General features: G+C 57.4%; 14 protein-coding genes. 5 read left to right on the top strand and 9 right to left on the bottom strand.

Annotated elements, in window-relative coordinates:
• Nucleotides 1–4: 4 nt before the first annotated feature.
• The 8 genes from EXW94_RS13810 to EXW94_RS13775 form a co-directional block, all read right to left on the bottom strand.
• Nucleotides 5–460 carry a hypothetical protein gene (locus tag EXW94_RS13810; protein ID WP_120158971.1) on the bottom strand — a complete coding sequence of 152 codons (456 nt, stop codon included), beginning with the start codon at nt 458–460 and terminating at the stop codon, nt 5–7.
• A 199-nt stretch (nt 461–659) separates the two neighbouring features.
• Nucleotides 660–908, bottom strand: a complete 249-nt coding sequence (locus tag EXW94_RS13805; protein WP_120158972.1) for a hypothetical protein — start codon at nt 906–908, stop codon at nt 660–662.
• Between the two features lie 111 nt (nt 909–1,019).
• Nucleotides 1,020–1,973 (bottom strand): GlxA family transcriptional regulator, encoded by a 954-nt coding sequence (locus tag EXW94_RS13800; protein ID WP_174340336.1) that lies wholly within the window; start codon nt 1,971–1,973, stop codon nt 1,020–1,022.
• A gap of 25 nt (nt 1,974–1,998) precedes the next feature.
• Nucleotides 1,999–2,778 (bottom strand): MBL fold metallo-hydrolase, encoded by a 780-nt coding sequence (locus tag EXW94_RS13795; protein ID WP_174340335.1) that lies wholly within the window; start codon nt 2,776–2,778, stop codon nt 1,999–2,001.
• 95 nt (nt 2,779–2,873) lie between these two features.
• Complete coding sequence (gene nlpA, locus EXW94_RS13790) at nt 2,874–3,674, bottom strand: lipoprotein NlpA (protein WP_174340334.1); 801 nt, start codon at nt 3,672–3,674, stop codon at nt 2,874–2,876.
• Between the two features lie 188 nt (nt 3,675–3,862).
• Nucleotides 3,863–4,261, bottom strand: a complete 399-nt coding sequence (locus tag EXW94_RS13785; RefSeq protein WP_174340333.1) for a type II toxin-antitoxin system VapC family toxin — start codon at nt 4,259–4,261, stop codon at nt 3,863–3,865.
• Nucleotides 4,262–4,264: 3 nt separating this feature from the next.
• The gene (locus EXW94_RS13780; protein ID WP_174340332.1) at nt 4,265–4,525 is read right to left on the bottom strand and encodes an antitoxin; all 261 of its coding nucleotides are present in this window, start codon (nt 4,523–4,525) and stop codon (nt 4,265–4,267) included.
• 117 nt (nt 4,526–4,642) lie between these two features.
• Nucleotides 4,643–6,127: an MDR family MFS transporter gene (locus tag EXW94_RS13775; protein ID WP_174340331.1), complete on the bottom strand. Its 1,485-nt coding sequence runs from the start codon at nt 6,125–6,127 to the stop codon at nt 4,643–4,645.
• A 93-nt stretch (nt 6,128–6,220) separates the two neighbouring features.
• On the opposite strand from EXW94_RS13775, the gene EXW94_RS13770 reads away from it, so the two are divergent.
• On the top strand, nt 6,221–6,868 hold the full coding sequence (locus tag EXW94_RS13770; RefSeq protein WP_108417269.1) for a TetR/AcrR family transcriptional regulator: 648 nt from the start codon (nt 6,221–6,223) through the stop codon (nt 6,866–6,868).
• On the opposite strand, the gene EXW94_RS13765 is transcribed toward EXW94_RS13770, so the two are convergent.
• A complete protein-coding gene (locus EXW94_RS13765; RefSeq protein ID WP_108417268.1) occupies nt 6,865–7,284 on the bottom strand; it encodes a GNAT family N-acetyltransferase in 420 nt (139 codons plus the stop codon). The two genes, EXW94_RS13770 and EXW94_RS13765, sit on opposite strands and share 4 nt — an antisense overlap.
• A 186-nt stretch (nt 7,285–7,470) precedes the next feature.
• Here EXW94_RS13765 and EXW94_RS13760 point away from each other — a divergent pair, with 186 nt between their 5' ends.
• The 4 genes from EXW94_RS13760 (at nt 7,471) to EXW94_RS13745 (ending at nt 13,784) form a co-directional block, all read left to right on the top strand.
• Nucleotides 7,471–8,040, top strand: a complete 570-nt coding sequence (locus EXW94_RS13760) for a TetR/AcrR family transcriptional regulator (RefSeq protein ID WP_108417267.1) — start codon at nt 7,471–7,473, stop codon at nt 8,038–8,040.
• A gap of 148 nt (nt 8,041–8,188) precedes the next feature.
• Nucleotides 8,189–9,310: an efflux RND transporter periplasmic adaptor subunit gene (locus tag EXW94_RS13755; RefSeq protein ID WP_029484915.1), complete on the top strand. Its 1,122-nt coding sequence runs from the start codon at nt 8,189–8,191 to the stop codon at nt 9,308–9,310.
• Nucleotides 9,310–12,420: an efflux RND transporter permease subunit gene (locus EXW94_RS13750; protein ID WP_174340330.1), complete on the top strand. Its 3,111-nt coding sequence runs from the start codon at nt 9,310–9,312 to the stop codon at nt 12,418–12,420. The genes EXW94_RS13755 and EXW94_RS13750 overlap by 1 nt, the downstream gene beginning before the upstream one ends.
• On the top strand, nt 12,420–13,784 hold the full coding sequence (locus EXW94_RS13745; RefSeq protein ID WP_174340329.1) for an efflux transporter outer membrane subunit: 1,365 nt from the start codon (nt 12,420–12,422) through the stop codon (nt 13,782–13,784). Before EXW94_RS13750 ends, EXW94_RS13745 begins: the two co-directional genes overlap by 1 nt.
• Nucleotides 13,785–13,797: the final 13 nt, after the last annotated feature.

Below are 13,797 nucleotides of genomic sequence, written 5' to 3'. Positions count from 1 at the left end.
CGCTTCAGCGAATCATGCCAATAAAGAACCCCAGATACCCGGCCCTGCTTAACCATAAAAAGGGGCTGATGAGGCCGGACCGCCGGATATTAATCAATTCTCTCATGGGTGCAAGCCCATCATTTTTGATAACGACATTTTTTGCGCAATAGCGACAGTGCATAATTAGAAAGAAAATCCCGGCGATCACGAGACCAAAATAGCTTTCTCGACTCCCCCAAAAATGTGCGCTTAATTTTAAATAAGTTAATCCCCATACGCTTAGTAAAAAGACGATAAATGAACATGCTGCGATATTCATCTCTCGCTTACTGCCCAGCCCAAAAAAGAGCGCATCAAAGAAAAACATAGAGGTAAAAGGTGAATGGACGCTTCTTCCTGTCACTTTACTAAAGCGAAAAAACACGGCCGTTCCAACTACAAAAGCGAAGAGTGCAATTCCTAATAATACGTAAATCATTTCGTGAGTCCTTTTTGCCGCCTCATTCAATACACCTATCTGTTCTTCGACAGGTAAGAAAGTATCTTATCGGCATCAGGTTTGTTTGGTTGAGACTTAGTACACCACACCTTTTCTTCTTCCGCTATGTGCGCTCCTGTATCAGGCTCCTCACCCTACTTAGTATCGGCTGAGGTAGCTCAATCTCTTCATACTCAACTTACCTGGGTGGGTCTTCGGATCGGTTCTTTTCCTTCGCCATAATGCACTGTATTCCTCCAATGAGGATCCCACCGCTAATGGCAAGGGTAATAGCTTCAACAAGATCGCTGATTGGAAAATCAAATTGCCCTATGAAAAAGAAGCTGACCAGGGCAATCAACAAACGTCCAAATAAAAGCGTGGCAAATATTCCTGCTATCCAAACAGCGACCAGTAATAAGAATAATTTTACCCTTGTAGTAATCATTATTTTCCTCTGTCTGAAGGCGGCAAACCGGTGAAGGACTGTAACCACTAGCTTCTGTAGGTTCCTGAATGCTCAAATTTCTTAACCTGTCGTTATGACAGAACTTGCACGCTAGTTCTGCAGACGGAACGTCTTCCGCCACTCCGCCGGACTGACCCCAAAACGCGCCTTAAACTGCTGTCGCCAGGTGATGGCGGAATTAAATCCCACCAGTTCAGCCACGCGCTCAATCGGCATATTTCCGGCTTCAAGCAGGATCTGGCTGCGCCGCAGGCGCTCGGCGGTAAGCCAGTCGGCAACGCTCATCCCCGTGGCTTTAATAAAATGACGCGTCAGGGTGCGGCGGCTCATTGAGACCACGTCCGCCAGCGAGTCAAGGCTATGCGGTTCGGTGATGTGCTGCTGTAGATAGTCGATCAGGCAATTGATACGTGCATCGCGGGTGTCATTCGGAACAGGCTGAGCAATAAATTGCGCCTGACCGCCCTCGCGGTGCGGCGGCACAATCATCCGCCGGGCAATCTGGTTGGCGACCACGCTGCCAAAGCGCTGACGAATGATATACAGGCAGCAGTCCAGCGCCGCCGCGGTTCCGGCAGAGGTGATGATATTGCCGTCATCCACGTAGAGGGCATTGATATCCAACTGGACGTGCGGAAAGAGCGACTGGAACTGATGTTCGAACTCCCAGTGGGTGGCAGCGCGCTTGCCGTCGAGAATGCCCGCATAGCCCAGCACAAACGACCCCAGACACAGCCCGACGATTTCAGCGCCATTGTCTCTCGCCTGTACCAGGCTGTCGATCAACGTCTGGGGCGGGCGTTCCAGGACGTGCTGCCAGTAGGGCACGACAACAATATCAGCCTGCTCAATGGCGGAGTAATCCTGCGTAGCATTGAGTGAAAAACCGTCTTTTGATGTCAGAAACCCTGGTTTTTCAGCGCAAATCGTGACATTAAAGCGCTTTTCGCCCGATACCGTATCGCCAAACAAAATGCAGGGAACGGAGTAGTGGAACGGGCTAAACCCGTCCACCGCGACAATGGCAACATGTAATAGTGACATCACTCTCTCCTTCCCTCTGTGGTGCTCAGAATATAACGCTTTCACCATCCTGGGGAATGCTCAACGCATCGCTAAACTGGTTGGCTTCGGCGTATTCACGCAGCGCGCGGCGGGTCAGTAGACAGTGGTTGATGGCCTCCATATGGGTCGCCACAATCTGCGCCTCAGGCAACAGAAAATGCACGTTCAGCACATCCTGCTCGCCCATGATAATGGGGCCAAAGCCAATCACATGCGCGTAACCGGCGTTCAGTACCACGACATCCGGCTGGTGTTTTTGCATGTCGGTCGCCACCTCTTCACGCCAGATGGTATCCCCGGCGATATAAAGCGTCTTTTCGTCAGGATGACGGAAGACGACGCCGCAGGCCTCGCCCAGGCGCTCCGCCAGGTCCGGCACGGCATAAGCGCGATCGGTTCCGTGCTGGCCGCCATTGGTTTTCACGATGCTTACGCCATCAAATGCGGTCTCTTGGGTCATCACCGTCAGGTGGGTAAATCCCTGACTGCGCAGCAGCGCGGCGTCGCTGTCGTTTTGTACATAAATCGGTTTGTCTTTGGCGATCAGTGCAATGGCGGTTTGATCCCAGTGATCGTCGTGCGTGTGGGTGACAATCACCGCGTCGGCATCGAGCAGCGTAGTAACCTCAACAGGTAGGTCAACGGTCGGGTTACGAATATCTGCATGCGCCGTACCCGGGAAACCCGGGTAAGCCCCTTTCGGCGCGAGCATGGGGTCAACTAAAAAACGTTTTCCCGCGTAGGTAATCAGCTGAGTGGCATTGCGAATCTGAGTAATGTTCATAGGCTATCCTCCGGTGGGTGTGATAAGGAGAATAGCCCGTGACCACGCGTTGCGATGTGGGCTTAAGGGCGATGATCGATGGAATTGGGCCAAACTTACCAGCCTGGCACCGCGCCGCCGTTGAAGATCGTTTCGGCCGCTTTTGCCACCTCAGGCGACTGATACGACTGTATGAATTCCTTCACGTTTTCCGCATTTTTATTGTCTTCACGCGTCACGACAATGTTCACATACGGCGAATTTTTATCTTCAATGAATACGCTGTCATGAACCGGCGACAGGCCGGTTTGCTGGAGGTAGGTGGTACTAATAATGGCAACATCCACCTTCGGATCGTCCAGCACGCGCGGCAGCTGCGCGCCTTCCAGCTCCATAATCTTCAGATTTTTAGGGTTTGCGGTGATATCCAGCGCCGTCGGCAGCAGCCCGGTGTCCGGCTTCAGGGCAATCAGCTTCTCTTTTTGCAGCAGCAGCAACGCGCGACCGAGGTTGGTTGGGTCGTTAGGAATGGCAATCGTTGCGCCGTCTTTCAGTTCATTCACCGATTTAATCTTGCGGGAATAGCCAGCCATCGGGAAGACGAAGGTGTTTGCAACGGCAACCAGCTTGTAGCCGTGCGCCTTGTTATCTTCTGCGAGGAACGGGCGGTGCTGGAAGACGTTGGCATCCAGCTCCCCCTGGTTAGTGGCATCGTTGGGCAGCAGCGATCCGCTAAAGCCCACCAGCTCCACGTCCAGACCGTATTTCTCTTTTGCCACCTTTTTAGCGACCTCCGCCACGTCCTGCTCGGCACCGTTAATCACGCCGACCTTAATGTGTTTGCCATCATTGCTGCTTTGGTCACAGCCCGCGAGCAGCAGGCCAGTCAGGAGAAGCGCACCCAGTCGAAGTTTCACGAGACAGTTCCTTTTGTTAGACGTTTTGAAGACTATATCGACAACGCGACGGCGCGCTAAAAAACGAAAAGGAATCAATAAGAAGGATAAGTTATATGCGGCCTATTGCCGGGTGGCGCTGCGCTTACCCGGCCTACGCGCGGGGGTGTTGTAGGCCCGGTTAGCAAAGCGCCACCGAGAGATGGGCATCAGGCTGCGGTAGTCCAGTCCTCTACCCTAAGGTCTTGCACCATCCCAAATGCGCGATCGTTGGTGACAATCGTCGTACCCCGGCTGATGGCATGCGCAGCAATCAACTGGTCGAGATCGCCCATCACCTTCCCTTTCTTTTCCATCACTGCACGAAGCTCGCCGTAGGCGGCTGCGGCTTCACTGTCCCAGTCGCAAATGGTGATGGTTTTTAGAAATTCCACTATGGTTTTGTGCAGTTGGTTGTTTTGCTTTTTGGCTACGCCGTAAAGTAATTCAGCCTCCGTTACGCTTGAAATACACATTTTTTCAGGCGCAATACGCGAATATTGATTTAGAACCTCGGGGTGTTGCCTCACAAGATGGCTTACGATGTTTGTGTCCAGCATATGCAGCATGTTCTACAGCCCTTCCAGAGGATTTCGTGTCGAATAGCTCTGATTACGCTCCTCTTTGCTCAGAAACGAATCCGGCACATGCGTTTGTTTGAGCAAACGCAAAAAGTTGTCCCTGTGTCGCTCTTTTTCCGATCTTGCCGTCAAAACAATATTCCCCTCGTCATCCCGCCGGATGTAAACGCTCTCCGTATCAAACGCAAACTCAGCAGGCAGAACAACAGCCTGCTTTCGCCCTTTTTTGATCAGTTTTGCTGTGCGCTCCATTGTAACCTCTGCTGGTTTATTGGACTGGCCAGAGCATGCGCCACGACGAGAAGGCATGACAACTTCGACGCTTCAATTTCAGAAAGCGACTCGCAAAAAATAACCGAACCGCTAACTTCACGCCTGCCGACGCAGCGGCGCTTCCCGTAAAAACCACGATAGCGCAAACGCCAGCACCATAATCCCTGCTGCCAGCAGGAATACCGCATGAATGGCCGAGCCGAACGCATCAAGGTAGTCCAGCCTCAGAGCGTCAGGCAGATGGTGGATGGCGGTCGGGTTCAGCTCGCGCGGCAGTTCTGCGCCTTCCGGAAGGCTGTCCATCAGCCCCGATTGCAGAATATTCGTGAATACCGCGCCAAACAGCGCGACGCCGATCGCCCCACCGATGGAGCGGAACAGCGTGACGCCCGAGGTGGCTACGCCGTATTGATCCGCCGACACGCTGTTTTGCACCGCCAGCACCAGCACCTGCATCACCAGTCCCAGCCCCATGCCCAGCACGCTGGTGAACAGATAAAGCTGCCAGGTTGGCGACGTGATTGAAATGCGCGTCAGTAAAAACATCCCCACCACGCCGAGCAGCGTGCCAAGGATCGGGAACAGGCGATATTTCCCGGTACGGCTGATGATCCGCCCGCTGATAATCGAGGTCAGCAGCAGCCCGCCCATTAGCGGAATGAGCTGCAAACCGGCCTGCGTTGGCGTGGCGTCTTTCACCACCTGCAGGTACAGCGGCAGGAAGGTCACTGAGCCAAACAGCGACATGCCGATGATAAAGCCAATCAGGCTGCAGAGCAGGAAGCTGCGGTCGCGGAACAGCGACAGCGGAATAATCGGCTCCCACGCCAGCCGCTCCTCATAGATAAACCCGGCAATGCCCGTCAGGCCAAAAGCCAGAATGCACCACAGCTGCGGGTCGCTCCACGGGCGAACGGTGCCGCCTTCGGTGGTAAACAGGATGATGCACAGCAGCGCCATGCTGAGGTAAATCGCCCCCAGATAGTCAATCTCATGCTTGCTGCGCCGCGCGCTGCCGTGAAATACCGCGCCTATTACCAGCAGCGCAAACAGCCCCAGCGGCAGGTTGATGTAGAAAATCCAGCGCCAGGAGGCGTGCTGGACGATAAACCCGCCGATCAGCGGCCCGATGACCGTCGCCAGGCCAAACACGCCGCCAAACAGCCCCTGATAGCGCCCGCGATCGGCTGGCGGGATCACGTCCGCGACGGCGGCCATGCTGATCACCATCAGGCCGCCGCCGCCCAGCCCCTGCAGGGCGCGCATCAGCACCAGCTGGGTCATGTTCTGCGCCAGCCCGCACAGCGCGGAGCCCACGAGGAACAGCACAATGGCGATTTGCAGGACAATTTTGCGACCAAACAGATCGCCGAATTTACCGTACAGCGGCACCACGATGGTGGAGCTGAGGATATAGGCCGTCACTACCCAGGAGAGCTTATCCAGGCCGCCCAGCTCACCGACAATGGTAGGCAGCGCCGTAGAGACGATGGTTTGATCAAGCGCAGAAAGCAGCATCACCAGCAACAGCGCGCTGAACAGCAGCTTAATCGACGGCGCTCTTTGCGCGGGTGGGTTCATAACGTCGGATTCCATAAGAGATCGCTTGAAATTAATTAATCGCATAATTAATATTTGTGGAAGTGATGAATAAGATCAAGAGGCACCGTGGTCATGCCAGCATTAAAAGACAATTCTGAACCGCGCCGCCCCGGCCGCCCTCGCGGGGGTACACGCGTCACCGCCAGCCGCGAACAGCTGCTGGATATCGCCCTGAACCTCTTTTCCCGTCAGGGGATCGCCAATACCTCACTCAACGCCATTGCCAAAGAGGCGGGCGTCACGCCCGCGATGCTGCACTATTACTTCAACTCCCGAGAGCAACTGCTGGATGCGATGATTGAGGAGCGTTTCCTGCCGTTACGCGAGCGGATCGGGACGATTTTCGCCGATAACCGGGATTCGCCGGTGAACGCCCTGACGGAAATGGTTAAAGTGCTGGCCGAACTGGCGGAACAGTATCCCTGGTTTGCACCGCTGTGGATGCAGGAGGTGATTGGCGAAATGCCGGTACTGCGCACCCATCTTCAGGCGCGGTTTGGTGACGAGAAGTATCAGGCGACGCTTGCCACCCTCAAAGGCTGGCAGCAGGAAGGGAAGCTGAATCAGGCGCTGGCACCGGAGCTGCTGTTTACCACCTTGCTGGGCCTGGTGCTGGTGCCGTTTTCACGCATGCGCAATGACGAGAGGCTAAAATCCCTCTCGCCGGAGATTATTGTCCGTCATGCGCTTGCCGTAATCGGCACCGGGATCGGCGGTTAAAGCGCCTTTGCCAGATAGTGGCGCTGCATGCCCGCATGGGGGTAATCCTGCAGCGACATCTGTAGCTGATAGCCCTGCTTTTCATAGAACGGGCGTGCCTGGAAGCTGGCGGTATCGACCAGCGCGTGCTTGCAGCCCTGACGTCGGGCTTCATCTTCTGCCGTTTTGATGAGCTTGCTGCCCACGCCGGAGCCGCGCAGGGATTCGCTGACCCAGAGATAGTCAATATTCAGCCAGTCACCTTTGCGCACGCCGATTAATCCGCCCAGCATGGCGCCATTATCGTCACGTACGTAAACGCCAATGTCGCCACTAAAGTTCGACATATCTAAAAACTGCCCGTTATAAGCTCTTAACCCTACAAATAACTCTTCTTTCTCTTCGGGTGTGACTTTTTTAGTAATGCTCAACTGCATATTGTTCTCCTTATTTTCAGCGCAATCTGAATATCTCACAGCTTAACCTTCATAAAAACTCCTTATTTCCTCCATTGTTTAATCCAGGAAATATTCATTCAATATGTAAATAAAAAAAGCCTTTCCAATACGCACCTAAAACGTATAATGAGAACGATCATTCTCACTTTTACACGGTAGCCGACGATGAGCACAAAGCTGGAAGAACGACAAAAATTGCGCCAGGACGAGATCATCACCGCCGCGCGCCGCTGCTTTCGCGCCAGCGGGTTTCACGCCGCCAGCATGTCGCAGATTGCCAGCGAGGCGAAGCTCAGCGTCGGACAAATTTACCGTTATTTCAGCAACAAAGACGCGATTATCGAGGAGATGATCCGCCGCATCATCGACTCGCGCATCGAGGAGATGCAGGGTAAAACCCTGGTGGAAGGGATGCCGCAGGCGCTCGCCTGGCGACAGACCCTCAACGAAGATGACGATGCGCTGATGCTGGAAATGTCCGCTGAGGCCACGCGCAATCCGCAGGTCGCGGCGATGCTGATCGAAGCCGAATCGCGCATGTTCGCCAACGCCTGTGAGCACCTGAAAAAGCAGTTTCCCCACCTGAGCGACGAGCATATTCGCTGCTGCGTGGAGATTACCGCCGTGATGATTGAGGGGACGATTTATCGTCGATTAACCCCCTTAAAAGTCCCGTCAGAACAATTAGAACCCCTTTATCAGGATATTTTAAATATGCTTTTCTCTGCGAAGTAATCGCATATGAATAATTAGCGGGAATAAGTAATTCCCCATTTTTACATTTCTGGCTCAGCCAGAGATGCGGTATCGCTGTGCCTTTAAATAGCCCTCCTCCCTGTTAAGCGATTAACAGGGCAGGCATCGTTCACCCTGGAAAAAGATTATGAAAACCATAACAACCTCCATCGCGGCATTACTCCTCCTGACAGGGTGCGATAATGCGCAAACATCTGCTCCCCAGCGTCCTCTTCCGGATGTGGGGATTGTCACGCTCATGAGCCAGCCTGTTTCCGTCGTCAGCGAGCTGACGGGCCGCACCACTGCCGCCATGAGCGCCGAAGTGCGCCCGCAGGTAGGCGGCATTATCCAGAAGCGGCTGTTCACCGAAGGCGATACGGTCAAGGCCGGACAGGCGCTGTATCAAATTGACCCTTCCAGCTACCGCGCCGCCTACGATGAAGCCGCCGCGGCGCTAAAGCAGGCGCAGGCGCTGGTGCAGGCCGACTGCCAGAAGGCCCAGCGCTATGCGCAGCTGGTGAAAGATGACGGCGTGTCGCGTCAGGATGCAGAGGACGCGAAGTCCACCTGCGCACAGGACAAGGCCAGCGTCGAGTCAAAGAAGGCCGCGCAGGAAAGCGCGCGCATTAACCTCAACTGGACCACCGTGACCGCACCGATTGCCGGACGTATCGGCATCTCCTCCGTCACCCCCGGCGCGCTGGTGACCGCCCAGCAGGATACCGCCCTCGCCACCATTCGCGGACTGGACAGCATGTACGTCGATCTCACACGTTCCAGCGCCGATCTGCTGCGTTTACGCAAGCAAACCCTTGCCACCAATAGCGATACCCTAAGCGTGTCGTTAATCCTCGAAGACGGCAGCACCTACGGTGAAAAAGGCCGCCTGGCGTTAACCGAAGTGGCGGTGGATGAATCAACCGGCTCCGTCACGCTGCGCGCCGTCTTCCCGAACCCGCAGCATCAGCTCCTGCCGGGGATGTTTGTCCGCGCCAGAGTGGATGAAGGCATCATGAACGACGCGATCCTGGCACCGCAGCAGGGCATCACCCGCGACGCCAAAGGCACCGCTACCGCGCTGGTGGTCAATGCCAGCAACAAGGTCGAGCAGCGTCAGCTGGAAACGGGCGACACCTACGGCGACAAATGGCTGGTGCTGAGCGGCCTGAAGGCGGGCGATAAGCTGATTGTGGAAGGCACCGACAAGGTGACCGCCGGGCAGGAAGTGAAAGCCGAAGAGATGAAAGCCAGTGGAGGAAACGCCTGATGTTTTCCCGTTTCTTCGTGCGTCGCCCGGTCTTTGCCTGGGTTATCGCCATTCTTATCATGCTCGCCGGGATGCTGGCGATCCGCTCGCTGCCGGTCGCGCAGTACCCGGACGTCGCCCCGCCGTCGATCAAGATCTCCGCCACCTACACCGGTGCCTCCGCGCAGACGCTGGAAAACAGCGTGACGCAGGTGATCGAGCAGCAGCTCACCGGGCTGGATAACCTGCTCTACTTCACCTCCACCAGCAGCTCGGACGGGTCGGTAAGCATCAACGTCACCTTCGAACAGGGAACCGATCCGGACACCGCGCAGGTGCAGGTGCAAAACAAGGTTCAGCAGGCGGAATCTCGCCTGCCGACCGAGGTACAGCAGTCCGGCATTACCGTCGAGAAATCGCAGAGCAACTTCCTGCTGATCATGGGCGTGTACGATAAAACCGACGCCGCCAGCAGCTCGGATATCGCCGACTGGCTGGTGAGCAATATGCAGGACCCGCTGGCGCGCGTGGAGGGCGTTGGCAGCCTGCAGGTGTTCGGTGCGGAATACGCGATGCGCATCTGGCTCGACCCGGCGAAGCTGGCGTCCTACTCGCTAATGCCGTCCGACGTGCAGAGCGCGATTGAAGCCCAGAACGTGCAGGTTTCCGCCGGTAAAATCGGCGCACTGCCCTCGTCAAACGCCCAGCAGCTGACCGCCACCGTCCGCGCCCAGTCGCGCCTGCAGACGGTGGATCAGTTTAAAAATATCATCGTGAAGAGCCAGTCCAACGGTGCGGTGGTGCGCATCAGCGACGTCGCCCGCGTGGAGATGGGCAGCGAAGATTACACCGCCACCGCGAAGCTCAACGGCCACCCGGCGGCGGGTATGGCGGTCATGCTTTCACCGGGTGCGAACGCGCTCAACACTGCCACTGCGGTGAAAGACAAGATTGCCGAGTTCAAAAAGTCGATGCCGGAAGGCTATGACGTGGCCTACCCGAAAGACAGCACCGAGTTCATCAAGATCTCCGTTGAGGACGTGATTCAGACCCTGTTCGAAGCCATTATCCTCGTGGTGGTGGTGATGTACCTGTTCCTGCAAAACATTCGCGCCACGCTGATCCCGGCGCTGGCGGTACCTGTCGTTCTGCTGGGCACCTTCGGCGTGCTGGCGCTGTTCGGCTATTCCATTAACACCCTGACGCTGTTTGCGATGGTGCTGGCGATTGGGCTTTTGGTGGATGACGCCATCGTGGTGGTGGAAAACGTCGAGCGTATTATGCGCGACGAAGGCCTGCCCGCCCGCGAAGCCACCGAAAAATCGATGGGCGAAATCTCCGGCGCGCTGATCGCCATTGCGCTGGTGCTCTCTGCGGTATTCCTGCCGATGGCCTTCTTCGGCGGCTCCACCGGGGTGATTTACCGTCAGTTCTCGGTCACCATCATTTCGGCGATGTTCCTCTCCGTGGTGGTGGCGTTGACCCTGACGCCCGCGCTCTGCGGCTCAATTCTGAGCCACACGGCTCCGCACAAGAAAGGTTTCTTCGGCGCGTTTAACCGCTTCTACAGCAGGACCGAGCATGGCTATCAGAACAAGGTGCTGCGGGCCCTGCGCCGCTCCGGCGGCATGCTGGTCATCTACGCCCTGCTCTGTGGCGCGATGGGCTTCGCCATGCTTAAGCTGCCGGGCAGCTTCCTGCCAACGGAAGACCAGGGCGAAATCATGGTGCAGTACACCCTGCCCGCCGGCGCGACGACGGTGCGTACCGCCGAAGTCAGCCGCCAGGTGCGCGAGTGGTTCCTCACCAAAGAGAAAGCCAACACCAACGTGATCTTCACCATTGAAGGCTTCAGCTTCAGCGGCAGCGGCCAGAACGCCGGGATGGCGTTTGTCTCCCTGAAAAACTGGTCAGAGCGTAAAGGCGATGAGAATACCGCGCAGGCCATCGCCCTGCGCGCCACGCAGGAGCTGAGCACCATCCGCGATGCGACCATCTTTGCCATGACGCCGCCTGCGGTGGACGGTCTGGGCCAGAGCAACGGCTTTACCTTTGAGCTGATGGCCAGCGGCGGCACCGACCGCGACGCGCTGTTGAAACTGCGTAACCAGCTGATTGGCGAAGCCAATCAGGACAGTTCGCTGCACGCCGTGCGCGCCAACGATCTGCCGCAAATGCCGCAGCTTCAGGTTGATATCGACAACAACAAGGCCGTGTCGCTGGGGCTGTCCCTGAGCGACGTCACCGACACCCTCTCCAGCGCCTGGGGTGGGACCTACGTGAACGACTTTATCGATCGCGGCCGCGTGAAAAAGGTCTACATCCAGGGCGACAGCGACTATCGCGCCGTGCCGTCGGATCTCAACAAATGGTATGTGCGCGGCAGCGACAGCACCATGACCCCGTTCTCCGCCTTCGCCACCACCCGCTGGGAGTACGGCCCGGAAAGCCTGGTGCGCTACAACGGCTCGGCGGCGTATGAGATTCAGGGCGAAAACGCCAGCGGCGCCAGCTCCGGCACGGCGATGAGCAAAATGGAGCAGCTGGCAAACAGCCTGCCGTCCGGCAGCACCTGGGCGTGGAGCGGTTTGTCGTTGCAGGAAAAACTGGCGAGCGGTCAGGCGATGAGCCTGTATGCCCTCTCCATCCTGGTCGTGTTCCTGTGCCTGGCGGCGCTGTATGAGAGCTGGTCCGTACCCATTTCGGTCATTCTGGTGATCCCCCTTGGCGTGCTGGGCGCGGCCGTGGCCGCCTCCCTGCGCGGCCTGAACAACGATGTCTACTTCCAGGTGGCGCTGCTGACCACCATCGGCCTGTCGTCGAAGAACGCCATCCTGATTGTGGAATTTGCCGAAGCCAAAGTCGCGGAAGGGTACTCCCTGACCCGCGCCGCGCTGCGTGCCGCTCAGACGCGTCTGCGTCCGATCATCATGACCTCGCTGGCGTTTATCGCAGGGGTTACGCCGCTGGCCGTGGCAACCGGGGCAGGTGCCAACAGCCGCGTGGCGATTGGTACCGGCATTATCGGCGGGACGCTGGCCGCGACGCTGCTGGCGATCTTCTTCGTCCCTTTCTTCTTTGTACTGGTGAAACGTCTGTTCTCCGGTAAACACGCGAACCGGAGGTCATAATGTTTCGTGTCACTGTATTAGCGTTAGCCCTGCTGAGCGCAGGCTGCGTGTCGTTAGACCCGACGTATCAACGCCCGGACGCTCCCGTCCCGGCAACCTTGCCCGGCGCACACGGCGAAGCCGCCGCCGCGGTGAGCCAGTGGCAGCAGGTGATGAACGACGCGCGGCTGAAAAGCGTGGTGACGATGGCGCTGAACAGCAACCGCGACGTGCAAAAAGCGATTGCGGATATCGACGCCGCCCGCGCCCAGTACGGCGAAACGCGCTCATCCCTGTTTCCGACGGTGGACGCCGGGCTGAGCCACACCCGCAGCCGCACGCTGGCAAGCGGAGTGACCACCAGCGACGAAGCCAACGGCGCGGTCTCCAGCTTCGAGCTGGATCTGTTTGGCCGCAACCAGAGCCTCTCCCGCGCCGCGCGTGAAACCTGGCTTGCCAGCGAATTCACCGCGCAGAATACGCGCCTGACGATGGTTAGCGAGCTGACCACGGCCTGGGTGACGCTGGCGGCGGATAACAGCAACCTGGCGCTGGCGAAATCGACGATGGAAAGCGCGGCGAATTCGCTGAAGATTGTGAAGCGCCAGCAGGACGTGGGCGTGGCGGCCGCCACGGACGTCAGCTCGGCAATGGCGGTGTACCAGCAGGCGCGCGCCAGCGTGGCGAGCTACCAGACGCTGGTGATGCAGGACAAAAATGCCCTCAATCTGCTGGCGGGCGATACGGTGCCGGAGAACCTGCTGCCCGGCACGCTCGAGAGCCTGAGCGATAACGCCATCACGCTGATCCCGGCGGGCGTCAGCTCCAGCGCGCTGCTGCGTCGCCCGGATATTCAGGAGGCCGAGCATAACCTGCTGAGCGCCAACGCCAACATCGGCGCGGCGCGCGCCAATTTCTTTCCGACTATCTCGCTCACCGCCAGCGCGGGCGTCGGCAGCGATTCGCTCTCCTCCCTGTTCAGCCACGGGATGAAGGTCTGGTCGTTTGCACCGTCCATCACCCTGCCGCTGTTTAGCGGCGGGAACAACCTGGCACAGCTGCGCTACGCGGAAGCGGAGAAGAAGGGACTGATCGCCACCTACGAGAAAGCCATCCAGAGCGCGTTCAAGGACGTGGCCGACGCGCTGGCACGACGTGAAACCCTAAGCGAGCAGCTGGATGCCCAGCGCGAATACGTGGCGGCGGAGCAAAAAACGCTGGATGTGGCAACGCGCAGCTATAAGGCAGGCGCGGGGGATTATCTGACGGTGCTTACCGCGCAGCGGTCGCTGTGGTCGGCGCAGGAATCGCTGATTGCGCTGCAGCAAACCGACCTCGAAAACCGCATCATGCTGTGGCAGTCGCTGGGCGGCGGGATTCAGTAACCTCATCGGTGGG

The sequence above is a fragment of the Enterobacter sp. JMULE2 genome (genome assembly GCF_013337145.1).
Taxonomy (GTDB): Bacteria; Pseudomonadota; Gammaproteobacteria; order Enterobacterales; family Enterobacteriaceae; genus Enterobacter; species Enterobacter mori.
Note: the sequence above shows the minus strand (reverse complement) of the source record. Positions and strands in the feature narration are given on the sequence as shown.

Excerpts from the sequence above, each read along its gene's own strand:
- EXW94_RS13795 (WP_174340335.1), bottom strand. The coding sequence starts at position 2,778 with ATGAACATTACTCAGATTCGCAATGCCACTCAGCTGATTACCTACGCG.
- EXW94_RS13785 (WP_174340333.1), bottom strand. The coding sequence starts at position 4,261 with ATGCTGCATATGCTGGACACAAACATCGTAAGCCATCTTGTGAGGCAA.
- EXW94_RS13775 (WP_174340331.1), bottom strand. The coding sequence starts at position 6,127 with ATGAACCCACCCGCGCAAAGAGCGCCGTCGATTAAGCTGCTGTTCAGC.
- EXW94_RS13760 (WP_108417267.1), top strand. The coding sequence starts at position 7,471 with ATGAGCACAAAGCTGGAAGAACGACAAAAATTGCGCCAGGACGAGATC.
- EXW94_RS13810 (WP_120158971.1), bottom strand. The coding sequence starts at position 460 with ATGATTTACGTATTATTAGGAATTGCACTCTTCGCTTTTGTAGTTGGA.
- EXW94_RS13750 (WP_174340330.1), top strand. The coding sequence starts at position 9,310 with ATGTTTTCCCGTTTCTTCGTGCGTCGCCCGGTCTTTGCCTGGGTTATC.
- EXW94_RS13805 (WP_120158972.1), bottom strand. The coding sequence starts at position 908 with ATGATTACTACAAGGGTAAAATTATTCTTATTACTGGTCGCTGTTTGG.
- EXW94_RS13770 (WP_108417269.1), top strand. The coding sequence starts at position 6,221 with ATGCCAGCATTAAAAGACAATTCTGAACCGCGCCGCCCCGGCCGCCCT.
- EXW94_RS13780 (WP_174340332.1), bottom strand. The coding sequence starts at position 4,525 with ATGGAGCGCACAGCAAAACTGATCAAAAAAGGGCGAAAGCAGGCTGTT.
- EXW94_RS13765 (WP_108417268.1), bottom strand. The coding sequence starts at position 7,284 with ATGCAGTTGAGCATTACTAAAAAAGTCACACCCGAAGAGAAAGAAGAG.
- EXW94_RS13755 (WP_029484915.1), top strand. The coding sequence starts at position 8,189 with ATGAAAACCATAACAACCTCCATCGCGGCATTACTCCTCCTGACAGGG.
- EXW94_RS13745 (WP_174340329.1), top strand. The coding sequence starts at position 12,420 with ATGTTTCGTGTCACTGTATTAGCGTTAGCCCTGCTGAGCGCAGGCTGC.
- EXW94_RS13800 (WP_174340336.1), bottom strand. The coding sequence starts at position 1,973 with ATGTCACTATTACATGTTGCCATTGTCGCGGTGGACGGGTTTAGCCCG.